At 53.2% G+C, this 24,936-nt stretch carries 14 protein-coding genes; 4 read left to right on the top strand and 10 right to left on the bottom strand.

Translation table 11 applies throughout. The features are described from left to right. Window positions 1–8: 8 nt before the first annotated feature. From BLR00_RS12520 to BLR00_RS12505, 4 genes are all read right to left on the bottom strand, one after another. Window positions 9–503 (bottom strand): SRPBCC family protein, encoded by a 495-nt coding sequence (locus BLR00_RS12520; RefSeq protein WP_074633134.1) that lies wholly within the window; start codon window positions 501–503, stop codon window positions 9–11. Window positions 504–876: 373 nt separating this feature from the next. Beyond that, window positions 877–1,062, bottom strand: a complete 186-nt coding sequence (locus BLR00_RS12515) for a hypothetical protein (RefSeq protein WP_074633132.1) — start codon at window positions 1,060–1,062, stop codon at window positions 877–879. A 328-nt stretch (window positions 1,063–1,390) separates the two neighbouring features. Continuing rightward, complete coding sequence (locus BLR00_RS12510; protein ID WP_074633130.1) at window positions 1,391–3,352, bottom strand: AsmA family protein; 1,962 nt, start codon at window positions 3,350–3,352, stop codon at window positions 1,391–1,393. A 493-nt stretch (window positions 3,353–3,845) separates the two neighbouring features. Next, window positions 3,846–4,571, bottom strand: coding sequence for a Crp/Fnr family transcriptional regulator (locus tag BLR00_RS12505; RefSeq protein WP_074633127.1), 726 nt, complete (start codon window positions 4,569–4,571; stop codon window positions 3,846–3,848). 682 nt (window positions 4,572–5,253) lie between these two features. On the opposite strand from BLR00_RS12505, the gene BLR00_RS12500 reads away from it, so the two are divergent. Then, window positions 5,254–13,950, top strand: a complete 8,697-nt coding sequence (locus BLR00_RS12500) for a glycoside hydrolase family 94 protein (protein ID WP_074633124.1) — start codon at window positions 5,254–5,256, stop codon at window positions 13,948–13,950. 145 nt (window positions 13,951–14,095) lie between these two features. On the opposite strand, the gene BLR00_RS12495 is transcribed toward BLR00_RS12500, so the two are convergent. Then, a complete protein-coding gene (locus BLR00_RS12495; protein WP_256324144.1) occupies window positions 14,096–14,674 on the bottom strand; it encodes a cyclic nucleotide-binding domain-containing protein in 579 nt (192 codons plus the stop codon). Window positions 14,675–14,934: 260 nt separating this feature from the next. Between BLR00_RS12495 and BLR00_RS12490 the strand changes: the two genes are divergently transcribed. From BLR00_RS12490 to BLR00_RS12480, 3 genes are all read left to right on the top strand, one after another. Further along, complete coding sequence (locus BLR00_RS12490) at window positions 14,935–15,252, top strand: ElaB/YgaM/YqjD family protein (protein WP_081346872.1); 318 nt, start codon at window positions 14,935–14,937, stop codon at window positions 15,250–15,252. A gap of 83 nt (window positions 15,253–15,335) precedes the next feature. After that, window positions 15,336–16,388, top strand: a complete 1,053-nt coding sequence (locus BLR00_RS12485) for an SGNH/GDSL hydrolase family protein (RefSeq protein ID WP_074633121.1) — start codon at window positions 15,336–15,338, stop codon at window positions 16,386–16,388. A gap of 111 nt (window positions 16,389–16,499) precedes the next feature. Continuing rightward, the gene (locus BLR00_RS12480) at window positions 16,500–16,820 is read left to right on the top strand and encodes a DUF1840 domain-containing protein (protein WP_074633118.1); all 321 of its coding nucleotides are present in this window, start codon (window positions 16,500–16,502) and stop codon (window positions 16,818–16,820) included. A 224-nt stretch (window positions 16,821–17,044) separates the two neighbouring features. Here BLR00_RS12480 and BLR00_RS12475 read toward each other — a convergent pair whose 3' ends face one another. From BLR00_RS12475 to BLR00_RS12455, 5 genes are all read right to left on the bottom strand, one after another. After that, the gene (locus tag BLR00_RS12475) at window positions 17,045–18,298 is read right to left on the bottom strand and encodes a hypothetical protein (protein ID WP_074633115.1); all 1,254 of its coding nucleotides are present in this window, start codon (window positions 18,296–18,298) and stop codon (window positions 17,045–17,047) included. Between the two features lie 140 nt (window positions 18,299–18,438). Continuing rightward, window positions 18,439–20,508 (bottom strand): TonB-dependent receptor domain-containing protein, encoded by a 2,070-nt coding sequence (locus BLR00_RS12470; RefSeq protein WP_074633113.1) that lies wholly within the window; start codon window positions 20,506–20,508, stop codon window positions 18,439–18,441. A gap of 129 nt (window positions 20,509–20,637) precedes the next feature. Beyond that, on the bottom strand, window positions 20,638–21,303 hold the full coding sequence (locus BLR00_RS12465) for a PEP-CTERM sorting domain-containing protein (RefSeq protein ID WP_218124332.1): 666 nt from the start codon (window positions 21,301–21,303) through the stop codon (window positions 20,638–20,640). A gap of 85 nt (window positions 21,304–21,388) precedes the next feature. Further along, window positions 21,389–22,186 (bottom strand): PEP-CTERM sorting domain-containing protein, encoded by a 798-nt coding sequence (locus BLR00_RS12460; protein ID WP_074633112.1) that lies wholly within the window; start codon window positions 22,184–22,186, stop codon window positions 21,389–21,391. A 465-nt stretch (window positions 22,187–22,651) separates the two neighbouring features. After that, the gene (locus BLR00_RS12455) at window positions 22,652–24,721 is read right to left on the bottom strand and encodes a hybrid sensor histidine kinase/response regulator (protein WP_074634300.1); all 2,070 of its coding nucleotides are present in this window, start codon (window positions 24,719–24,721) and stop codon (window positions 22,652–22,654) included. Between the last annotated feature and the right edge of the window lie 215 nt (window positions 24,722–24,936).

Genomic DNA, 24,936 nt, shown 5'->3' with positions numbered 1-24,936 from the left:
TGGATAATTTAGGGACGTGGAGGATTTGGTGAAACCGCCTTGCTGGCTTCGGTTAATTGTTTCAGGTTTCTCACCGTGCGTTCGGCGCCTTCCTGAACCACCACGCGGATCAGCTTCTCGAAGGGACGCATAAATAGCTGGATTTCACTCAATTCAAAAGTAAAGATCAATTCAGCCGTGCCGGAATTAATCTCCCGCAACTCGTAGATGCAGAGAAAAGGATCTGAAACACCGATAAAGCCCAAGCGTTTATCCCGTTCATAAACATTGATGGTGAATTTTGTTTCCGAGCGGCGCCCCTGGTCAATACGTACTTGCCTTGCTATCGTTCCCAGTTTCACCGGGCCATCGGTGATGCATTCAAGTTCAATGACCTCAGGGGACCATTTCGGATAATTTTCAAAGAATCCATCGCCCAAATACCTGAATATCTCGGCCGGAGGACGCTCGATTAATGTCCTCGCCTTCGCTATTACAGGTTCCTTGGACCCTAAATTGAACATACTTCATGCTCCTGCTTTCTTAGTCCGCGGATTGAGGATGAGATCGGGATAGGTTTCAGTCTAAATAAAATATGAGTGGTACTCGTTATACCCGATTTACAGCCAGAGCAAAAATGACAATCGAGTCGTCAATATTTTTTGCTATCGAATAACGCATAGCTTACCTCAGACTATCAGGCTTTGCTACTTTCCCCATATAGGGAGCTGCCTGGGATGGCCAGCATCTTGTGTTTACCTGTTTGCCCACGACATACCCACAGCGCCTTAACCAGGGCTCTTCTTATGTCTATAGCACATGGAAAAAGCACCTAACTTTCTATCGCGAATTCTTTCTCCTGCCCGGAAGGGCGAGTGGAATCTTAGATAAGAGACATCAGGATTTCTTGGAATCCCTGCCTGAGCCGGATTTTTTTCCGCCACCGGATATTTTGTTCTCAGTTGCCCAGGCACGCCGCTCCGCCTCTTCTTTAGAAACGCCGCGTTTCTCATATCCTTCTTCAATATGTTTCACCTGCCGTTTCTGCTTATCCGTGTAGGATGATTTATCGCCTCTTGGCATGATGTGGCCTCCTGATATCTATTTTCGATACAGTCATGATCAAATATTCATGCGCCTGTTTCCATGGCGGCGGCAAAGCCGCTCACGATTAATTTCCATCTTAATTTCCATCAATTGCCGCTATCATTCCGTTCGCTGGCACACATACCAGCGAGCCAATGGATTCCTGCTTAACCCAGATAATCCATTAGGCATCCAATAGGCGGCTCTTCAAGCCTATGCGAGCGCTGCGGTCAGTTTGCGGCCATTTTCGCCGTTTGCCCGGCGACTTCTCCCAACCGGCAAAGCTGTCTCGCCGTCATCTCGCGTCCTAATGGATTATCCGGACTTATTTTTTCTTCTCAACCTGAGCATTTTGCTTCCCGGGAAGCGGTTTTTTCACCGAGGCAATCAATGCCCTGCAATTGTGATCCTCGCCGGGGCCTGTTTCGATCAACGGAATCAGTGAAGCAACCGGCGTAGCGAAAACACCCAGCAATACCGCTGCACCGACACGTATAGCCAGCATTTTATCCGGATAAATGGTAGGTTCCTTGAAGGTGCCGGAAATATGAACGGGCGTACGGAGGCTTACAATGCTGAAGTCTTTAGGCTCGGGAGACAGTTTCATTTTTATGGTTTCCTCGGCTAAGCTTATCTGCCCGTCCCCAAGAATATTGGTATCTGTTGTGTCAATGACGAAAGCCTTGCTTTCCATTACGCCCCTTTTTATTTCGAAATCGGCTACGGCGCAGCGTACTTTCACATTCTTATCGCCAATCACCAGGAATTTAAGAATCTCGGCCCCATCGAGCCCTACGATTTCCAGCATCATATTGCTGATTTGACCTCCGGACATTATCAGTCCAAAGCGGCCATCGGCCGACCCCAAAAGCGCGCCTACGGATTTTCCCTGGCTCTTAATACTCGCTCTGCCACCGATCAGGCCCAGACTGTCATGCATGAGTTCCATCTTGGGAAGCAGCTTTGGCAACTGCAATCTTTTGACATCGACTCGGGTTTCTGCAACCGGGGGATCGTCGCGGGCATTCACTGTTACGTTAGCATTGATACTACCTTCCGCGACCGTGAAATCCGCATCAAGCTTCATTAGGCCATTGTCGATCCGGGTGTGTGTTGTCAGATGTTTGACCGGCAAATCTTTGTTGCGAATAGATTGCCCAGTGAACTTAATGTCAGCGTCCATTGCGCGCAGTCGCTCGACGCTGAACTCCTGATCGGGTAGCATACGGTGGCGCTGGGCTGCCTTCGAGGCTTTTTTCTCCTGTTTCTCCGCCGGACTGTCTTGCGGTTGAGGACCTTTTCTTGCTCCGATAAATCCGCCCAGATCTTCCAGGTCGAGAAGTTGCGATACGACTTCTCCACGCAGCATCGGACGTTTGCCTCCGGTATCAAAAAGAATATGCCCGCCCAGATCGCTCGTGCCCACCTCTCCGGTGAACCCATTCAGAGACCACTCGGTTTTTTGGTGCTGAAGTCTTCCTGAAATTCGGTATGGGGGCGAAGGGAAAATCACAATTCCCGTTATCGGATAAAGCGCTGATAGATCGTCACCACGCACTTCCAATTTCAAATCCATTGCTGACAATGCCTGGAGTCCGGTAATCGTACCGTCAAACGTGGCATGCGTGGTTCCGATCTGGACATTTCCCTGGACAGGATAGGCGCGGCTCTTGTCCATGAGCGATATCACTTCCCCCCCGTGGACTTGGAAGGTAAATTTCAAACTCGTGAATTTGCCTTCAGCCACTATATTGATGGGTGTTTCCCGTGCATCGGTTGATGCTGAATCAGTCGCTATCCTTGCGGTGATGTCGGTCTCGGTCTTCGGATCGCGAAAGATGAGCGTACCTTGATCAACGATGAGCTTGCCGATTTTTGGCAATTCCGTTTCCTTTTCCTCCTCTTTCAGAACCCAGTTGCGCTTTCCATCCAGGCTCTTTTCCAGGAGGATCTTCGGCTGCGATATCGATAATTCCGGCAGAACGATCTCCCCCCAGAACAGTTTCCACGGATAAATACGGAATGAGAGTTTCTCAATATCGAGCATTGGCTGCCCAGTGCCCCAATCGGCATTGGCAAGCGAGAGTCCTTCAACGCTAATTTTCGGGTTGAAGAACAAATTGACGTCGAGATCGCCCCTAATTATGAATTCACGGCCAGTTTTTTCGGTGACTTGCCGTTCGATATATGGCTTCAGCATGTTCCAGTCGAATAGGGAAATGGTTATCACAATGATTGCGAATATCGCGGCGAAGGTAACCAGTATTTTTTTGGAACGAGTTCTCATGGCCAGCGGGATTTATGATTCAAAGAATGCGAGGGGAGTCATTTGACATACATACGGAACCGCTTCCCGCGAGTTTCCTGAACGAATTTTAGTTTTTATCGACCGTCATGGTCGGTACGTCAGCGCACACATTCCATGTTTGATTGCAAGTGACGTCATTAAAAAACAGAATGGATGCCGGAGGAAGTTCAGGAGCCGAATGGAGCAATTCAATGACGATGTGCTGCGAGAGGCGAGAGGAAGAAGAGTGAAATCGCGATGTGCCCGGATATTTTATCGGGGCGCCCGAAGAATTATCGTAACCGCCATGAATAATGGCATTGAGTAGAGTCAAGCCCGATTCTTGCCGTCAGCTTTCGCAGATGCTGATGGGTGGTTCAAGTACCTCTGTGGCTTGCCTCGCGCCGATAGGCTCAGCCATTGGCTTGGCCCAAAAAGCGTAAAATTACTTGCAATGAGCTTTTATTTCCGCGATCTGGCAGGAATATCCGGGCTAGAATTTCCGCACATCCCAAAATAGACGGTCAAATTCTTTTTTTACCACGTGATAGCACTCACAAACGTGTTTTTCCAGTCCAGCTCGGTCAAGTACCATGATATGGCCGCGACGATAGCGAATCATTCCGGCGTTTTGCAATTTACCGGCGGCTTCGGTAATTCCCTCGCGCCGCACCCCGAGCATGCTGGCAATCAATTCCTGCGTCATGGTCAAATCCTGACACCCTAACCGGTCTAGCGTTAATAACAACCAGCGGCACAACTGTTGCTCGATCGTATGATGGCGATTGCATACCGCGGTCTGGGAGATCTGCGTCATCAGCGCCTGGGTGTAACGCAGCAGCAAGCGCTGAATAGGCGTTGCCTGATTGAACTCCTGCAGCATTAACCCGGCTTTCATGCGGTAGCCATACCCGGCCGTTTGTACGGTGGCCCAACTAGGTGTGGTTTCACCTCCCATGAAGAGTGAAACACCGAGCATACCCTCGTTACCCACACCGGCGATCTCGGAAGAGGCTCCGTTTTCCAGGATGTAATGCAGGGAGACGATAGCCGAAGTTGGAAAGTACACATAATGAAGACGGCCGCCAGATTCACACAGAACGTCCCCAAGCGGCATATGAACCAGCTCCAGATGAGACGCCAAACGTTCGAGCTGAGTCGTCCGCAGCGCAGCGAGGAGCTGATTCTGGATGGGCTGATGTTGGCAGGAACTGGGCATTTGCTAGCTTACAGTGGACTGTAAAAGTTAAGCGCGGCCGGGGCGGCCCAAAATGGAATCAAGAGATTCCGCATATGCCGATTCCTTATTTCTGCCGCTAGACCGCCTCCCGTGCGAATTATAATAGCACTTCCCCGGCATACTATCTCTATCGAGTCTCCATTTTGTGCGATAGCGTACATACTATGGATGAGCTAAGCCCTATCATCGTTTTCGTGTTGTAACGGGCTGGGTATCGGGGATGCGTTCGCAAAATGTGTCAGCGGCGTGAAATCGGTAAAGAATGAAATGCAGGCGAAATAAAAGTCCATGGAGGTAGGCGGTAATCCCCCTATGGAAGATTTGCGGCTTGCAAGAGAGGCCTTGGTAATTATTTCCAGAATAGTATTTTTCTTTTCATCTGCTCCCAGTCAACAACACCTCACACGCCGGCCAAGATTTTACAACCCCTGAATCAAAATAAGGCCGCGACATACGAAATACCCATAGCCATCGCGGCAACCTGGAGAAATTCAATTGAAAGCTGGCAGCCTGTCGAGTTTAAAGGAAATCGGCTGCAAAAACGTCTGGTCGGTCCATATTTTGACACTTTTTCAGCTAATAGAATCGCTATTGGCCTTCAAAATCAATCCACATCCAGCCTCCTTGCTTCAGTTTCTTAAATCCGTGGATCAATAGAGACATGACGGTTTCCGAGCTTTTACTCTCCGTTACCGCCAGGTTTCGTAAAATCGGAAAACCAGGCGTGCGGCTTGGCGAGGAATTACCTCTGCGGTCCGAGCTATTCAGCGCCGATCAGATGGAGTTGTATGGTGGAATTCTTGCGGCTTCTCACGAATTATCATCGGCGCGTGGTACGGATCAGCTCCTGGCGCGTCTGGATGAGAACGAGAGTACGCTGTTCAATATTTGTAATGTATTGACCGAAGCGGTTACCGCGGATAAGCCGCTTACACCGGCGGGCGAATGGCTTTTCGACAATTTCTATTTGATAGAAGAGCAGATTCGCATCGCCAAGCGTCATCTTCCCAAGAGTTACAGCCGTGAATTGCCTCTCGTCGCGCGCGGGCCATCGGCCAATCTTCCACGTGTATATGACATTGCTCTGCAGGCGATCTCGCATGGAGATGGCAGGGTCGATACGGAGAGCCTCAGGCGCTTTGTCATGGCGTACCAGGCTGTTGCCGATCTGCAATTGGGGGAATTATGGGCGATCCCAATCATGCTGCGGCTGTCACTCCTTGAAAATCTGCGTCGCGTGGGGGTTCATGTGGCGGCCGGCAGGATCGACCGGAATCTTGCGGGCGTCTGGGCTGACGAGATCACTAAGATCGCTGAAAAAGACCCAAAGAGTCTGGTTCTCGTCATTGCGGATATGGCTCGGTCCGATCCGCCAATGACCACGCCATTCATTTCGGAACTGGCGCGGCGGTTGCAGGGACAGGGGCCCGCGCTGGCGCTGCCCCTGAACTGGATTGAACAGCGGCTTGCCGAGTCGAATCAAACGATTGAGCAAATGGTGCACATTGGAAATCAGCAACAGGCGGCTGATCAGGTTTCGATCTCCAACAGCATTAATAGCCTGCGCATGCTGGGCGCTATTGATTGGCGCGAGTTTGTCGAAGCTATCAGTGTTGTCGAACAGACGTTGCGAGAAGATCCGAAGGGCGTCTATGGCGGAATGGATTTTGCCACCCGTGATCACTATCGGCATGCCGTGGAGCGCCTGGCCAAGGCAAGTTCCATTCCGGAAGTGGAAGTGGCGCGCCATGCGCTCCAGTTGGCACGAAACGGCGCGGCGAAGAATGACGGCGATGCCAGGTCGCACGTTGGTTTCTACCTGATTGACATAGGCCTGCCCGATCTCGAACAGGCGGCACAGGTACGCTTGTCAATCCCGGAAAAACTCTCGCGTGCCGGCCGCCGGCATCCGCTTTTCTTTTATGTTGGCGCGATCGTCTTGATAACGGCGAGTATAACGGGTGGGCTTTTGCTCGAGGCGTATGCCGGCGGCGCAAACAAATGGCTACTGGGAGCGGTGGGGGTACTGTCGCTTCTTGCGGCGAGTCAACTGGCCGTAGCGCTGGTAAATTGGGCGACTCAATTACTGGTAGCGCCCCATTCGCTGCCCCGTATGGATTTTTCCGCGAGAATACCCGCGGCGTTTCGTACCCTGGTAGTGGTTCCGACCCTGCTGACGAACAATTCCGACGTTCCGAATCTCGTGGAAGCGCTTGAAGTCAGATTTCTGGCCAACCGCGACGATAATCTTTTTTTTGGTTTGTTGACTGATTTCCGGGATGCGGACCGGGAAATGCTGCCTGAAGACGAATCTTTATTGCAGCTTGCACGCGCAAGTATCGAAGAGTTGAATAAAAAATATCCCAGTGTGGCTGAGGATGACATGGCTGCCGCAGCCGGCTTGCCGGCCGGCGGCACTAATGGTCCGTTTTTTCTGTTTCATCGCCCCCGCCGCTGGAATCCGCTGGAACGGATCTGGATGGGTCATGAGCGCAAACGCGGGAAACTCGCAAATTTGAATGCCTTGTTGCGTGGTGCGGGAAGCGACGCATTCTCCCTGGTCGTCGGTAACATAGCCGAACTGTCTGAAGTGAAATATGTCATCACGCTCGATACCGATACCCAATTGCCACGAGAGGCGGCGTATCAGTTTGTCGGCTCAATGGCTCACCCGTTGAATCGCGCACGGCTTGACACAACTTGCGCGGATGGAACCTGCAAGCTCGTGACCGAGGGCTATGGAATTCTGCAACCGCGGGTCGCGGTGAGTCTATCGAGTACAAACCGGTCACGATATGCATGGCTTTTCGGTGGCGAAGCCGGGGTAGATCCGTATACGCGAATTGTCTCCGATGTTTATCAGGATTTATTCTATGAAGGCTCGTTCGTGGGCAAGGGTATCTATGATGTGGATGCATTCGAGCAAGCACTTTGCAACCGTCTTCCCGAGAACCGGATTCTAAGCCACGATCTTCTCGAGGGTTGTTATGCCCGCTCGGGTTTGTTGAGTGACGCCCTGTTGTATGAGGGATTTCCTTCGCGTTACAGCGCGGACGTGAGCCGCCGCCACCGATGGATTCGGGGAGACTGGCAACTCGCCACCTGGCTGTTGTGGCGTGTTCCGGGAATGGATGCGGACCACCATCCGAATCCATTATCGGCGTTGTCGCGGTGGAAGTTGCTGGATAACCTGCGGCGCAGTCTCGTTCCGGCGGCCTTGACACTGCTCCTCCTGCTGGGATGGGGGGTGCTTCCCCACGCATGGTTCTGGACGCTGGCGGTCATAGGCGTGCTTGCTATCCCTGCCGTGATAACCATTATTTCGGATCTGCTGCATAAGCCTTCCGAGATGCCGCTGCGACAGCATATGATTACCACTGTACGCGCGGCAGGGCGCCATTTCGGGCAAATATTATTTGTACTGGTGTGCCTTCCCTATGAAGCCTATTTCAGCCTCGATGCGATTGTACGAACCCATATAAGGCTTCTGGTCACACACCGCCGGCTTCTCGAATGGAATCCCTCCCGCGAAGTCGAACGAGAATCCGATCCGGTGATTGTTGACAAGGGATCTGCCGGTCTCGGGATGTCTTTTCGAACAATGTGGGTGGGCCCGGCAACCGCCATTGCCGGGATGATTGGAATCGCGATGACGGAACCGCTTGCGTTAATCGTCGCATTGCCGGTGTTATTATTATGGGCAGGTTCTCCCGCCATTGCCTGGTGGATAAGTCAGCCGTTTCCCCCGCGAAGTGCGGAATTGACCATCGGGCAAATCCACTTTTTGCGTCAGGTTGCACGCCGGACATGGTTTTTCTTCGAGACTTTCGTTGGCCCAAAGGATCATTGGCTTCCGCCAGATAATTTCCAGGAGCATCCTGTCGCGACGATCGCGCATCGTACATCACCGACCAACATGGGCCTGGCGCTGCTGGCCAATATCGCCGCCCACGACTTTGGCTACATCGGAGTAGGGCAGCTCATTGATCGTACGGCAAATACGCTCCAGTCGATGGAAGCGCTGGAACGGCACGCCGGTCATTTCTACAACTGGTACGACACGGAAACACGGGCGCCGTTGACGCGCTACATCTCCACAGTGGATAGCGGTAACCTCGCGGGCCATCTGCTGACATTACGCGCGGGATTGCTGGAAGTTGCGGATGCCCCAATTATTGGCGAACAGATATTTCTGGGACTGAACGATACGCTCCGGATTCTGGAGAAAGCCGCCGGCGCTCCCGCGAGTTCGCTGACGCAGTTCAAACAGGCACTCTTGGCCGCGACCGGCACTCATCCTCTCACGATCGCAAGTGCAAGAGTCGAGCTTGACCAGTTGGTTGTATGCTCCAGGGCAGTGGTCCATGAGATTGCCGAAGGGCAATCCGCTGCCGGTACTGGCGAAGCTCATGAATGGGCACAGATTTTGAACAGGCAATGCGAAGATATACTTGCCGAATTTACCAGTCTCATATCGCAAGTCGTGTTGCCCGCTCCGAAGACCGACATGCCAGACACGGCGCATACGACGGAAATTCCTTCACTGAAGTTTCTTGCCGCGCAAGGGAATGAGCGTGCGCGCCACCAATTGGATACGCTCGAACACCTTGTGCTGTTAACAGGTGAAATGTCGCGGATGGAATATGGTTTCCTGTTCAATCATGCGCAACGGCAACTTGCCATTGGATACAACGCCGGCGAACGCCGGCTCGATGCAAGCTATTACGACCTGCTCGCCTCGGAGGCCAGACTGTGCAATTTCGTTGCGATCGCGCAGGAGGAGTTGCCCCAGGAAAGCTGGTTCGCTCTGGGCCGCATGCTGACAACCGTCGGAGGAGAGTCCGCTTTGTTGTCCTGGAGCGGTTCGATGTTTGAGTATCTCATGCCATTACTGGTGATGCCCACATTCGACAACACGCTTCTCGACCAGACTTACAAAGCGGCAGTTGACCGGCAAATCGCATATGGCGAGGAACGCGGGGTGCCCTGGGGTATTTCGGAGTCGGGCTACAATGCTGTCGACGTTCAATTCAATTACCAATATCGTGCATTCGGCGTCCCCGGACTGGGACTCAAACGGGGTCTGGCTGAAGACTTGGTCATTGCACCCTATGCTTCCATGCTCGCCTTGATGATCGCTCCCGAGACCGCGTGCCGCAATCTTCAGCAGCTTGCTTCCGAAGATCTTGTCGGGAAATTCGGCTTTTATGAAGCGGTTGACTACACACCGTCACGACTGCGACACGGCGAAGCACGTGCCGTGGTGCGCTCGTTCATGGCTCATCACCAAGGCATGAGCCTGCTTTCCCTCGCATATGTATTGCTGGATCGCCCCATGCAACGGCGATTCGAATCCGAGCCATCGTTTCAGGCAACGATGCTGCTGCTGCAGGAAAGGATCCCGAAGGCGGCGGCTTTGCGTTCACAGGCCGCCGAACTCCCCGATATCCGGGTAGCCAAGGAGGTTCCGGACATGCCAATGCGCATATTTTCGAGCGCGAACACGTCCATTCCAGAAGTGCAGCTTCTGTCGAATGGCCGGTATTATGTCATGGTCACCAACAGTGGCGGTGGCAGCAGCCGCTGGAAGGATCTGGCTGTCACCCGTTGGCGGGAAGACAGCACGTGCGACAACTGGGGTAACTTCTGTTACCTGCGCGACATGGCGAGCGGGGAGTTCTGGTCGAATACGCACCAGCCCACATCAAAAGAAGCCAAGCGTTATGGCGTGCTCTTTTCTGAAGGACGGGTCGAATTCCGCCGCCGTGACCTCGATTTCGACACTCACACCGAGATTACGGTATCGCCGGAAGATGATATCGAGTTGCGCCGGGTTCGTGTCACCAATCGCGCCTGGACACACCGGACCATTGAGGTCACTTCCTATGCCGAGGTGGTGTTGTCGACGCCGGCAGCCGACGCTCAAGCGCCGGCATTTGGTAATCTCTTCGTACAGACGGAAATACTGCCCGAGCGGTATGCGATTCTCTGCAGCCGGCGGCCTCGCTCCCAGAGCGACCCGGTACCCTGGATGTTTCATCTAATGACGCTACATGGAATCGGTAGCGAGGCAGTTTCCTATGAGACGGACCGGATGGCGTTCATTGGACGCGGGAATAATGTATCCAATCCGCAGGCGATGACAAAAACGGGGCCGCTTTCCGGGAGCGCCGGCTCGGTTCTGGACCCGATCGTAGCCATCCGGCGGCGCATCACCATAAAACCGGGAGAATCCGTGACGATCGATATCGTTACCGGAGCGGGCGACTCTCGGCATGCCGTCATGAATCTGGTGGACAAGTATCAGGATCCGCGTTTGTCGGACCGTGTCTTTGATCTCGCATGGACCCACAGCCTGGTTGTATTACGGCAGCTCAACGCGACCGAGACCGATGCTCAATTATTTGGCCGCCTGGCAGGTTCGGTGCTCTATGCCAATGCTTATCTTCGCGCCGATGGCGCCATATTGAGCAAGAATCAGCGCAATCAATCAGGGCTATGGGGGTATGCCATTTCGGGTGATCTGCCGATTGTGCTGCTCCAGATCAGCGATGTAGCCAACATTGATCTGGTGCGGCAGTTGGTACAGGCGCATGCCTACTGGCGCTTGAAAGGGCTTATTGTCGATTTGATCATCTGGAACGAGGACCATTCGAGCTATCGGCAGCTTCTGCATGATCACATTTTGGGATTGGTCGCCGGCAGTGCCGAAGCTCACGTGCTTGATCGGCCGGGTGGTATTTTCATCCGCCGCGCCGAGCAGATAGCCGCCGAGGATCGCATCCTGCTGCAAACTGTGGCACGCGTGATTGTTCTCGATAGTAAAGGCAGTTTGTCGGAGCAGATAACGCGCCGCATCCCCGGGGAGTTGCCGGCTCCGCCTATCAGGTGGGAGCCGGATCGCCAGCTCGATGTGGTACAAAACATTACGTTGCCGGACCGCCAGCTTCTCTTCGACAACGGGTATGGAGGATTCACCGCCGATGGACGCGAGTACATCATAACGACCGGACGGGATCAGACGACACCCGTCCCCTGGTCAAATATTCTGGCAAATTCACAATTCGGGACCGTTATCACCGAGAGCGGCCAAGGCTACACCTGGTGCGAGAACGCCCATGAGTTCCGCTTGACGCCATGGAGCAATGATCCGGTTTGCGACGCCGGGGGGGAGGTTTATTACCTGCGCGATGAAGAAAGCGGCTATTTCTGGTCGCCGGCGCCATTACCCAAGCGTGGAGCGACGCCTTATGTTTCGCGCCACGGGTTCGGTTACAGCGTTTTCGAGCATACGGAACGCGGCATTACTTCCGAACTCTGGGTTTATGTGGCGCTCGATGCTCCGGTAAAATTTGCCGTATTGAAAGTTCGCAACGAATCCGGCAGGTTGCGCAAGCTTTCGGCAACCGGATGCGTCGAATGGGTATTGGGTGATTTGCCGGAGAAAAGCAGGATGCATGTCGTTACCGAAATCGACGTCGGAAGCGGCGTCTTGCTCGCACGCAATCCCTACAGCAACGAGTTCTCGGGGCGCGTTGCTTTTTTTGATGCCGATGACACGGTACGCAGTGTGACCGGCGATCGAACCGAATTCATTGGCCGCAATGGCGGTTTCAGAAATCCGGCGGCGATGATGTCCACGGACTTACTTTCCGGGCGCGTAGGCCCGGCGCTTGATCCCTGTGGCGCTATCCGGATTCCATTCGATCTGCTGGATGGCCAGTCGCGGGAGATATGCTTTCGTTTGGGCGCCGGATCTGATACCGATGATGCCGTCAAGCTCGCGCAGCGCTTCCGTGGAGCAACCGCAGCGCATGACGTTCTGGGAAGTGTGCATCGGTATTGGGGGCATACGCTCGGCGCTATACAGGTGGAAACACCTGATCCCTCCGTCAATGTAATGATCAATGGCTGGCTCGTATATCAGGTTCTTGCGTGCCGCTTGTGGGGCCGTAGCGGTTACTATCAATCCGGGGGAGCCTTCGGATTCCGTGATCAGTTGCAGGACGTGATGTCGCTTGTTCATACCGAGCCCGCGCTTATGCGCGAACACCTGCTCCGGTCAGCGGCGCGCCAGTTTATTGAAGGCGATGTTCAGCACTGGTGGCATCCACCAGGAGGACGCGGCGTGCGGACCCGCTGTTCGGATGACTATCTCTGGCTACCCTTGGCGGCATGCCGTTATATTGCCACCACTGGCGATATCAATGTACTGGAGGAGTCCATCCCCTTTCTTGAGGGCCGGCAGGTCGGTGCTGATGAGGAGTCATACTATGACTTGCCGGTTCGCTCTGAACAGATTGCGAACCTGTATGAACATTGCGTACGTGCCATCGTGCACGGCTTGCGATTCGGAGAGCATGGCCTTCCGTTGATGGGCAGCGGGGATTGGAACGACGGCATGAACCTGGTGGGATTCCACGGGCGTGGCGAGAGTGTCTGGCTGGCATTTTTTCTGTATGACGTGCTCATGCAATTTTCCAGTCTTGCCGAGCAGCGTGGCGATGCGGTTTTTACGGCGCGCTGCAAGAAGGAAGCGAATCTGCTGCGCAAGAATATCGAACACCACGGTTGGGATGGCGATTGGTATCTCCGCGCCTTCTTCGATGACGGGTCCCCGCTGGGTTCATCCAGCAATCCTGAATGCAGGATCGACTCAATTGCGCAGAGTTGGTCGGTATTGACCGGCGCTGGCGCCGGCGAGCGCCAGCGCCAGGCAATGGAGGCGCTAGATCAGCATCTTGTCCGGCGGGACGCGGGATTGATTCAACTGCTCGATCCACCCTTCGATCAATCAGCCCTGAATCCGGGTTATATAAAAGGTTATGTCCCCGGTGTGCGCGAGAATGGCGGCCAATATACGCATGCTGCAATCTGGGCAACGATGGCCTTCGCCGGATTGGGGGATCACAGACGAGCGTGGGAATTGCTGGCGATGATTAATCCCGTGAATCATGCGCGGACGCCGGAGGCGGCGGCAATCTATAAAACCGAACCGTATGTGGTTTCAGCCGACGTTTATGCCGTATCTCCTCATACCGGACGGGGTGGATGGTCGTGGTATACAGGTTCCGCCGGCTGGCTGTATCGCCTGATGCTGGAAACACTGCTGGGGCTTACTCTGGAGGGAAACAAGCTGTATTTCAAGCCCTGTCTGCCCGCGGATTGGGAGGCGTTCACGGTGAGCTATCGCTATCGGGAAACAGTCTATCGCATCACTGTCGTACAGATAGCCGACGGGGAGGGGGAGGAGAGCCTCACGATTGATGGGGTGACGCAACATGACCTGGTCGTCGCTCTGGTCGACGACCGCTTGCAGCACACTGCCCAGGTCCGGCTCACAGCCTGTCGGACTTAAAGGAAGTCCGCTGCAAAAAGGCTGGCCAGGCCATATTTCACCCCCGCTTCTTCAGCCAATAGAATAATTATTGGCCTTCAAAAATCGTCGAAGTCTGTCTTGCCCGGCCTCTTTTTCGCTTCGATTCTTCACGTCAGACAGGCTGCTAGGCTGCTCGCTGAGGTGAGCGCAGGTTCGTGCCTGAACGCGTTGATTCAATCCACTTCGAGGATTGTAAGGCTTGCGTAACCAGGGTATCAATGCGGGAAGGGGATGAGCCGGTTATGGAAATACCGGTTCCGGAAGCCGAATGTATGGGGCGCACTGTAGTTCGTGCAATTTTTGCGGTCAGACTTTGCGTATAACGCTGTAGCAAATAGCGTAACGGGCTGCCAAGCTCGAACTCTTTTCTCAGATTAGCTGCCTTAAGGCGGTAACCATAACCGCTGTTTTGTACCACTGCACGGTTTGGTGCCGTTTTTCTCCCCATAAGCATGGCAATGCCGAATAAGCCTTCATTACCGATGACGCCAATCTTCTCCGATTCTCCCTCATCCGTTACTGCAAGCAGTGAAATAATACTGGTGGTGGGGAAATAAACAAGGTCAATTTCCCCGCCATCCTCGTAGACTGCCCATCCCTGCGGCAGGGAAACAAGTTCAAGACATGATTTCAGACGCTCGTAAACCTCCTCGGGGAGAGCGGCCAGGAAAAGGTTTTGCTTGGGGGTATGCAGGTATGACATCGGCTCCTCGCTGTTTTTGGTTCCAACTGATTTCTATAGATGGTTGACAGAAGTGGGGAATGAACTCGATGATGCAGGCTACACCGAAATTCAGGTACCGTATGTGCGGTGCCAGACAGACCGGATTTGCGGAAACAAAGAGAGTATGAGACTCTTGGGCGGCGGCTCCGATCTTGTCCGGCGGTATGACAATGGCGCCTGGCCGGGCGTTGGTGGGAAGTTTCGCTGATGCTATACTGTTTTTTTTTATGGAGGATGCAATGGGAAAATATACCGCCAGAGAAAGCAAAGAAAAGCTTATTGAAGATTTTCATTCGGTAATTAACGATACCGAGGAATTGATGAGATCCGTAAGCAGCGAGAGCGGAGGCAAAGCTCAGGTTTTGCGTGACAAAATCGAAGAGAACTTGACGCATGCCAAGGAATATCTGCAGGATTTTGAAGATTCCGTCGTTGATAAATCACGGACTGCGGCACGGATAACCGATGAATATGTACATGAAAATGCCTGGCGGACGGTTGGACTGGCAATCGGACTGGGTGTCTTGATAGGTTTGTTGATCAAAAACCGTGACTAATCGAGTTCCCTTATTAGCATGAATCAATAACTGCCATCAGCGGAGCGGGATTTCTGTTATCAAATTAGCGAAGGAGATTGATCATGAGCGTAAAAGGGTCTTTTGCCGCGTTTTTTGCCTTGCTATTGGCGGGGGGCAACGTTGGCGCGACGCCTTTCAGCGGTTTGTATGCATTCGGCGACAGCCTCTCGGACGCGGGAAATAGTCAGTATGCCGAGCTGAGCCTCTATAAAAGATTATTGGACAATTGTTTTTTCCCCTGTCCTCCTTATGCTGACGGACGCGTTTCCAATGGGAAAGTTGCCACGGAGTATCTGGCGGATGCTCTCTTTCCGGGAGCGGCAAGTAGTGGTACTGCGAATTTTCGCAGCTATGCCGTGGCAGGGGCCACCTCGGGTATCGGAAACTACGGCGATGGAGGCACTGCAATCGAGAAGGGAAACCTTCTTCCAGGTCCTATTCCTATTCCTGTTCCGGGCATACTTCCCCTGCCGGGGATGAACCACGAAGTGGGGCAATACATAAGTGATTCGAATCGCAGTGCCGATCCCAACGCGTTGTATTTCTTGTGGGGAGGAGCAAATGACTATCTGTCGCACAAAGACTTGACTACAGTTGAAGCGTCCCAGCTTGCCGCCCAGAATATTGCGGGATATGTAAGCGTGCTGGCAGGGGCGGGTGCGAGAAATTTTCTAATTCCAAATCTTCCGGACTTGAGCATCACGCCCTCTGTCGCCGCCCTTGGGGATCCGGCAAAGGCGGATGCGCACATGTTTTCCATTGTGTTCAATAATGAACTGGCAAGCCAGCTGGGGAACGTAAGCTCGCAATTTCCCGATGCCAATATATTTCAATTCGATACTTATACTTTCGTGAACGGCGTTATCGCGAATCCGGCCAATTACGGCCTCGCCGATGTGCAAAATGCCTGCGTGACGGATTCCGGGCTTTGTGTCAATCCGGACAGCTTCCTTTATTGGGATACTTTTCATCCTACGACCCATGGGCATTCGATTCTCGCATCGGCTTTCGCCAGCGCCGTGCCGGAACCTGAAATGATGGCCATGTTCGTGGCTGGCCTGTTTGTTCTGGGTATTGCATGCAACAGGCGACGCAAGCTTGAGTATGCGGTGTGAAGGCCGGGAGGCTGGCGCGATGGAACCTTTGTATGCCGTGGGCAACATAGCGCTTTTCCCATACAGTCTTGATCACCCGTTCATTTCCCACAATTTTTGCCGGGACGTTTTATGCTGACAACATTCAAATGCGACGCCTACGCCGACATTACCTTGTTTGGTGATGTTGCACAGCGCCTGCTGAAGATGATGGGGCACAGCGGGACGGTGCCTGGCGCAATACTGGCCGAGGATGTCCCGGTCGCGCTTGATCGCTTGAAACGCGCAATTGAGGCAGAAAAATCGACGCCCGCCGCTACGCCGGAATCGGCTGACAATGTTCAAGGCGAGGAACGGGACGATCAGGCTGTGCGTTTCGAATACCGGGCGTTGCCTCTGATCGAATTGCTCACCGCGGCGGCAAAAAAAAACTGTAATGTGATGTGGGAATAATAAGCTGATTGCTTATTTGTTTTATTCTATGTGGGACAGCGAACAGAGAATTTTCTGAAATAGAGGAGAATACTCATGGGTATCCCTTCTTGCCCTCCCCTGAAGGATACCCCTGGTCCGGTAGCGATTTATTTCGCACCGGACTTTTTCCTTTGTCCATACGTTTCCGCGTATTCCTGTAGTGTAGCGGCGCGTCTGGGCGGAGGGAGGTAAGTAAGGGAGAATCAACGGCGCAAAGGAACCGGGCCAGCCGAGCCATCTGGAATAAATGTTGTCTCAATGCCGTGATCTGGCGCTGCCCCCGTCCAGGCCATGACGAAACCCTGCCCGTACGCAGCGAGTTGCGGGACGCCGGTGTCGCGTCCGCCACTGATCGCCCCGAGATGCTGGATCGGATCCGCCGAGCCATCGGCATGCAGTTTGCGTAGTGCCAGGCCGGGTTTTCTGGTGCCTGCGTTCGCCGTAGTGATCCACGAAACGACCGCGGTGTAATCATCGCTCCATGCGACACCCACACGTCCGAATGGATCTGCCTTATCCACCTCAACGGGCTGGCCAAAACTCTGTCCGCCATCCGTGGAGAATGCGGCGCGTATGCGCGGATGATCGTCCGCAGCGGTAAACCAGACCGCCGCGACTTGCATTCCACGTGCTGCCAGCATCGGGCCATTGACCGGGCACCCGGCAATTTCCCAGCCGTCTCCATGCAGCGGTACCGGTTTTGTCCATTTGCCATGGTGCAAACGCGCTACCCGATGATCGCGGATCTCGTTATCGGTGCGGCCGCGCCAGGCGGCCACCGGGCCTGCCGGTGTCACAGCCACAGTCGGCCAACAGCAGGTGCAGGTGCTATCGTCAATTACCTGCTCCTTATCCATGCCACCATCACGATGAATGCGCGTATAGCGCAAGGCAAAATTACCGGATTTTCCCTTATGCTTGCCGCCATCTTGCTTCACAAGGCGATCACGTCCATCCAGCCAGATAATACCGGCGTCGCCATGCACCGGAAAAATGACGGCAAAACCGTGCTCGGCGGCAGATCCATCGCGATGCGGTGATTTGGGAGTGCTCCAGGTTACGCCGGAATCATTGGAAATGGATGTTGCGATATCATAGTCGTAAGTACGGCCGCCTTTATGTTTGACCAGCCAATGCGCTACCCAGAATGACTTGTCGATGGCTACGACAGATGGGAAATCGCTCCAATTGATAAACCAGTCTCCGCCGCGCGCGACCTCGCCCTGGCGTATCCATTTTCCATCGCGTAACAAGCCATATTTGAGAATATGATCCTTGCCAGCCGGCTCCACCCAGCTCATCAATATCCCGCCATCGGGAAGCGATGCGAGACGAGGAAACTGCGCACCGGCCGCGGCAGGGTTTTCAATGACACGCATTTTGGCAACGGGGGGTTGCGCTGCCTCGCACGAAACGGTTGCTATCGCTAACCCGATTAGTGCGGCTGTGACATGCATGCTGTAGATCAACGGTTTCGATCCGGCAAAAATTAGGACGGTGACAGTGATATGGAGTGTAAGGAGGAAAAATCTGTTTGGGAATGTGACATATTGCCGCGCGACAATTTGTCGCACCTCCCGGACGTTATGTTGCCAGCTTACATATTGAAGACTATCCTGAACCACGCCGCGCGTCCCGGTTCATAGACCCGTCCAAGATTCACAAATCCCGGTGGTATGTCCCCCATTCTGCGGCTGAGGTGTTCAAAATAGGTGCGGTTGAAGATATTTTCGACGCCCATGCTTAACTGAACGTATTTCTGCGGTTTCCAGGACATCGAGACGTTGGCTGTTTCAAACCCCGGTGTGGTGGTCGGATTGTCAATACCGAGCGAATTTCCGAAACCCGGATCGATACGATCCTGTTTCATTACGACACGTCCCCCTAATGTGAGGGAGAATGTTCCTTGCTGGAATATTGCACCGAATCTGCTATCCAGCGGCGGTGTCTGGGCCAGGGGGACGGAGCCGTGGCCGTGGCCGGTAAGATTCTCAGCCCTGATCCAGGCAAGGTTACCGAATAGTCTCCAGTTGGGTGTTATCTGCTTCACCAGATCGACTTCAGCGCCAACGCGATCAACGTCCACATTGGCTGAGATGACACCCTGATTAATCAGAATATAGTCGTTGATACGGCTGCCGAATGCGGTAACCGACGCTTGCCAGGTGGGACGATCCACACTCAAACCGATATTTATTTCACGGTTCTTTTCTTTTTTTAGATTGAATCCGTTGAAGCTGGCGCGTTCGAGATTACTGGCCGGGCGCTCGCCGTTAGCCAGAGCGATAAAGGCGACCGTAGCGGGCAGCATCTCTTTTTCAAGACGGATGAACGTGCTGGTAGGCGTATCATCACGTTGGCCATTCGAGGTATCGAGGGGAGCTCCCAGAAAAGTAAACAAGTCTCCCGCCCGCGTATGAAAATACTCCCGGCGCACGCCAAATTTAAGCGTGGTCGTAGCATTAACGAGGTGTGTAGCTTCGGAGAACATCGAATTACTGATCGTATGCAAATCATAGAAAGGAGAAAAAATGTCGTTGGTGGTACAGGTCGTGATGATGCAAAGGGTTCCGACTGTTTGATTGTTGCCGGCATATTTGTTGTCCCTGTGTTCGTATCCGATAATGACCTCGGTTGCGGCATTCAAATCAAATGTAGCCGCAATCCTTGCCGATCGCCCTCGAAACTTCTGCCTCAGGGTTCTGCGATTGGTATTGGTGATTAATGGGCCCGGCGGATCCGGATTAAGTACTTGGACCGTTACCGGCCTGAGAGTAAAATTGTCCATCAGGTGATCGAGGTCCCGGTCGAAGAACTGCACCTCCAGTTTTCGGAATTTATTGGTGATATTTGCTACCGTGAAGCGGCTTCCGAGGATTTGCCGCTTGAAGTGAATGCCGTCCCCCATCAGGGAAAAAGCCGGGAATGCGACCTGGGCATCACCTTGCTCCGCGCTGAGTTCAGCGGTAACGTTCGAAGTCGGCGTGAACGTGGCGATCAGCTTGTTGGAATCCCGCTTGAAAAAGGAGAAAACTTCCCTGCCTGAACCATCTTTGTAATTGTCGCCCCGGGTAAAGTTGACAACGCCCCGTAACTGAACCAGCGGAGCCCCCACCGTGGCATCCATTGTCAAATCGCGGCGGCCAAAGCTGCCCATCCCTCCAACCGCCCGGACACGTACGCCAGGTTTGTCGAATTTCTTGGGCGTTTCGTTGAATATCACCAGGCCCCCCATGCTGGAGCCATAGAGCACGCTATTCGGTCCCTTCACCACGGTTATATGATCGTGGGCATCAGGCTGGATATAGGAAGTACCGGGGTCCGTACCGTGATTGGCCCCGGCTTCTTCCAAACTATCATTCATGACAATTCCCAAACGGGGGCCACCGAGGCCACGCAGGAATACGGTCCCCGCCGTGCCGCCGATCCTGGTGGAGGAGAATTCAGGTTTTTGTTGCAGATACTCGCCCGCATCGCTGCTTGGACGCTTGATCCATTTAAGGGATTCGCTCTCTACCAGGGGCTCCTTTACCGCCCGATTGGAGGTTACATTGATTTCGCGCAGGACTTCTTGTCCCGTCGCCTCGCCCGCCAGAATGGCAAGAAACGGCCAGGCAAAAGCAAACGCCTGCCATCTGAGGAATAAATGTGTAAAGAAGTTTGTCAATGGGATGTAATAAACTTGCGGTCGGATTAACGAGATACAAACAGGCGCATAAAAGTGCCAGTACGGCATGACAAACAAAGGCCGCCCGGTTGGGAGCGGCCTTTGTTGTCAACGATGGTTTATGCCGGTTTATTCGCCATGATTGCCAAGACTGCGTTGGTGCCTCCTGACGATAGCGCCCATCAGACCCAGGCCTGCCAACAACATGGCATAAGTTTCCGGTTCGGGAATGGGAGGTGCCGATTGAAAGTTCACGGACAACGCAATGTGATCACGCAAGGGATCACCCATGCTGGCCATGGGGGCGGCATGCCACATGGCTGTGTTCAGGTTGACATAAATATTATTTGCGTCGAATGTTACATGGGCTTGGTCAAATCCTTCCACCAGATTGCCATAGGTTGAAGGGGTGTAAGTCGTATTCGTGACTGAAGCACCCAGGAAATCGGCCAAGTGGTTGCCGGTATCGGTGATCTTGAAGCCGATAAATGCGGGGCTGCCGGAATTCATGAATTCGGCAGCCTTGTTCCAGGTGAGTGATAAGGTGTTACCCATGGTATCCACGGTCCAGCCAGACGCATTGGCAACCTCAACGGAGCTCGCGCTGCCTGTGGCATCGGCTTGAAAAATCGGAAAGAAGGGATTGCTCCCCCCGTTTGAAACACCGTAAGCCACTCCGAATGTGTTGTCATCAAAAGTATTGGGCGCCGCGTGAGTCACAGGCGCAAGGGCGAGCAGGGAGCCTGCCACAGAACTTGCGACAGCCAGCCTCAGGCGTTTCTTGAATCTATTCATGATTAATTTCTCCTTGGAATAAACTCGTAACATCGGGATAGATGGACGAGGGAAGCGGAAATTGTTTAGGCGCTACAGGCATTGCCTAGGTATTCCCACGTGATTTACGCCGGCGTACCATAGCGCCCATCAACCCCAGTCCCGCCAGGAGCATGGCGTAGGTTTCAGGTTCGGGTACCACACCGGCTACCAAGGTGCCGGTAACACCATATTTATTCAGAAGATTTGGGTTGGAGATGTCCTGAGACAGATAGTCCGCTCCCCCCAGGAATACCGAGTAATCACCGGGTGCCAGGTTCATGAAAGTATGCGACACCATACCGTCCGCTGTGCCATCCGAGCCAAAGCCTGTACCGTCATAGGCATGACCGATATATTTGAAGAAACTCAAGGCGGCAGGTATGCCATTGACGGTATCCGGGGCGTTACCGATTTTCCAGTCGTTCAGTGCTCTGAATGAGCCTTCAGAATAATCAGGCCGGTTGGCCTTGGATATGTCCGAAGAATCATAATCCGCCCCCATCGGGGCAACGTGTGCAAGTCCCTGAAAGAGCGAGAAACCAGGCATCAGTCCGAGTTGCGAAGTGGAGACATTGCCGCTATGGTCGGTGACTTGAGAAGTTGCCTGCTGGAATGAGAGCGTCACGTCGGTGGGGTCAAGCAATGTAAACCGGTACGCGAGTGTTTTATGCGCATCGCCGTAGTCGGCATCTGTTCCGTCGATCCAGCCGTAGTTACCCGTCACCGCCTGGTCCGACCGGGTGGACATGGCGTAAGTGTCGTCAAAGGTGCCGAAATTGCGGCCGGTATAGCCGATGTGGGCCATCGCGGGCAGGGAAGTCATTCCAGCCACGAAAAGTGCGTATTTAAGTGATTTTTTCATACAAAGTCTCTCGATTGATATGGTTTGATAAAGTGGAAACAAATGCTGCATCGGCCAGGTTGATCAGCAAAACCGATGCAGCCGAGTATTTATTATTCATATCGATAAATCAATGTGGCATATTGTCGCGTGTGTCAAATTGCCGCATGTGACAAATTGACGCATGCGGCAATATGTCGCATAATCAATACCAGAAAGCTTGTAACCAAAATGGAAGGGAAAAGAGCAAAGGATTTCCATATGTCATAATATGACATAAATCTAATTGATGCAGGAACTGCGAGAGAAATTAGATCTATATTTATGGTGAAGGCAGGAGCTTGAAATGACTATCAAGCCGGTCTTGGGAGATGTCTCGATAAAGCTTCAGAGAGACTTCCAGCAGGTTACATCCCTATTATTTGTTCAGCATAATTATAAAACAGGGAATACGCTATGGCGGGGATCAATGGGTGGTGGCGGCTTTCATTGCCGTTCAACCAGGCCGATTATTGCGGCGACGAGTTCCCGCGGCTCCACCGGTTTGGTGAGGTGGCCTTGATAACCGGCATTTATCGCGCTGATTTTGTCTTCCGGACGGGCGAATGCCGTAAGCGCGATAGCCGGTGTCTCGCCACCGTTTTCACCGGAAAGATTTCTCACGTCTCGAATGAACTGATATCCATTTTTCTCCGGCATGCCAATGTCGCTAATAATCACATCGGGTTTGCCGGTCTGTAAAAGCATGAGTCCTTGTATTGCGGTCGCGGCGGTGGTCACACTGGCCTGATAGTGAGTGAGTATTCCCTTGATAAGCTCACGTGCGTCCAGTTCATCGTCAATCACCAGCACTTTTACTCCAGAGAGCACGGAATGATCGCCTTCGAAGGCATCCCGTGTCAGCGGCGATGGCTCGTTTTTCCGCTTATCACTAGTGGTTGCCAGCGGCAGGTTTGTGATAAATGATGCTCCTTTACCCATTCCGGCGCTTTCCGCTCGAACCGTTCCACCATGAAGCTCCACCAGTTGCTTAACGATGGCAAGACCCAGACCGAGACCGCCATACTGCCGGGTCAGTGAAGCATCGGCTTGCCGGAAGCGGTCAAAAACATAGGGCATAAAATCGGGTGAAATGCCCAGACCTGAATCGTTGATCCTGACTTCGAGAAAAGAACCTATCTGTTCAACCACAACTTCAATTTTTCCACCCTTAGGGGTAAATTTTATTGCATTGGAAAGGAGGTTCCAGAAGATCTGCTGAAGCCGGTTGGAATCACCCGAGACTGGGCCGATGTGCCGGTCGATGTTTTTTTGCAGAATGATTCCCTTGGCCTGTACCGTCGGATTCACCGACTCGACCGCCGCCTCGACCAGCGCGGCGGCGTCCAATTGCTGCATGTCGAGTCTGACCTTTCCAGAAATAATACTACTCATTTCGAGGAGATCCTCAATGAGCTTGTTTTGTGCGCGAGCGTTCCGTTCTATGGTTTCCAAGCCCCGATGAATATCCTCTTTTTTCATGTTTCCGCTCAAAATGAGTTGGGACCATCCCAGAATCGCGTTGAGCGGGGTTCTAAGTTCATGAGAGAGAGTTGCCAGAAATTCGTCCTTCAGTTGACTGGCCCGCTCGGCTTCATTCCTGGCTAACCGTTCATTCTCAAGCAGTTGTCTCTTCTCCGCGTCCGCCAGAACCAATGCCTCGCCAAGGGCCGCCACTTCATTGCTTACACTTCCGCCATGACGGCTGGGGCGAATGCCGCGCGTGATCCCGGCCACCTGACGGCCGAGCTCAGCCAACGGCTGCAATATCCCGAGACGTGTATAAAAAATGATCACCGCCGTAGCAAGCAGCGTAATGAAAATGAGCACCATTTCAAACATGATCTGGCGCTCGAGCCGGGCGGAGCCAACGTTCGATTCAGTCTGCATGCGTTCATTGAATAAATCCAGGAATTTCTGGATCGGCGCCATAATGGCGGCTTTTTTGTCGACATAGCGTTCGCCAAATAACAAATTCATGGCAAATTCCCGATCCGGCGCACGGTGTACCGTAAAATTACCCTGTCCATCGTCATACAGGCCTTTCATGGCCGCGAATGCCTCTTTTTCGAGAAGAGCCAGTTGGTCCGATCTCTCCTTGGATTCCCGCAACAGGGTGAATTCCTCGTTGCTGAAACCCTCCCGGCGCATGAGCTCAAGCAATGGAATCTTGTCACCTTCCTCCATAACAGATATTTCGCCCGCAATCAGCAGGTGCGAATAAGGAGCGGAATAATTCAGAGGGCGTGGCCGCCTACCCTCGCGGATATCGAGGATCTGGAAAAAAAATTGCTCATATTTGGGGTCCCCGGTTACCACGTAATAGCGCGCCATATTAGTGAGGTCTTCCGAGCTTTGAAGGAGCTCATCAGCAAGCAGAACCGCACGGAATCGATGCCGCTCGTTACTATAAATTTCTTGTTGAATGCTCAGCGAATGAAATACCAGTGCCCCGGTTCCAATAAGCAGCAAGGCGAGGGCAACATTGGAAAATTTGGTAAAGCTTTTTATGTTCACCGGGATTCTGCTCCATTCGCTGGTTTCATCAACGCAAAATTCTATACGTAGAGGCGTGTGGATTGCCATTTATTTCCAAATTCAATTTTCCGGTGCACTCCTAGGGCCTGTTAACACTTATTTTGCACCCGCGACGGCGACGGATTTCATCCAGCACGAGGCATGAGCCGCGCGGCGGAGCAGGCCTCCGTAAGCGGCGAGTAACGAAGGGCTGG

This window comes from Nitrosospira multiformis, from assembly GCF_900103165.1.
Lineage (GTDB): Bacteria > Pseudomonadota > Gammaproteobacteria > Burkholderiales > Nitrosomonadaceae > Nitrosospira > Nitrosospira multiformis_D.
Note: the sequence above shows the minus strand (reverse complement) of the source record. Positions and strands in the feature narration are given on the sequence as shown.

What these genes read in the sequence shown, in the direction of transcription:
- BLR00_RS12495 (WP_256324144.1), bottom strand. Translation starts at nt 14,674, where the DNA reads ATGTCATACCTGCATACCCCCAAGCAAAACCTTTTCCTGGCCGCTCTC.
- BLR00_RS12475 (WP_074633115.1), bottom strand. Translation starts at nt 18,298, where the DNA reads ATGCATGTCACAGCCGCACTAATCGGGTTAGCGATAGCAACCGTTTCG.
- BLR00_RS12480 (WP_074633118.1), top strand. Translation starts at nt 16,500, where the DNA reads ATGCTGACAACATTCAAATGCGACGCCTACGCCGACATTACCTTGTTT.
- BLR00_RS12510 (WP_074633130.1), bottom strand. Translation starts at nt 3,352, where the DNA reads ATGAGAACTCGTTCCAAAAAAATACTGGTTACCTTCGCCGCGATATTC.
- BLR00_RS12465 (WP_218124332.1), bottom strand. Translation starts at nt 21,303, where the DNA reads ATGAATAGATTCAAGAAACGCCTGAGGCTGGCTGTCGCAAGTTCTGTG.
- BLR00_RS12515 (WP_074633132.1), bottom strand. Translation starts at nt 1,062, where the DNA reads ATGCCAAGAGGCGATAAATCATCCTACACGGATAAGCAGAAACGGCAG.
- BLR00_RS12485 (WP_074633121.1), top strand. Translation starts at nt 15,336, where the DNA reads ATGAGCGTAAAAGGGTCTTTTGCCGCGTTTTTTGCCTTGCTATTGGCG.
- BLR00_RS12520 (WP_074633134.1), bottom strand. Translation starts at nt 503, where the DNA reads ATGTTCAATTTAGGGTCCAAGGAACCTGTAATAGCGAAGGCGAGGACA.
- BLR00_RS12500 (WP_074633124.1), top strand. Translation starts at nt 5,254, where the DNA reads ATGACGGTTTCCGAGCTTTTACTCTCCGTTACCGCCAGGTTTCGTAAA.
- BLR00_RS12505 (WP_074633127.1), bottom strand. Translation starts at nt 4,571, where the DNA reads ATGCCCAGTTCCTGCCAACATCAGCCCATCCAGAATCAGCTCCTCGCT.
- BLR00_RS12460 (WP_074633112.1), bottom strand. Translation starts at nt 22,186, where the DNA reads ATGAAAAAATCACTTAAATACGCACTTTTCGTGGCTGGAATGACTTCC.
- BLR00_RS12490 (WP_081346872.1), top strand. Translation starts at nt 14,935, where the DNA reads ATGGGAAAATATACCGCCAGAGAAAGCAAAGAAAAGCTTATTGAAGAT.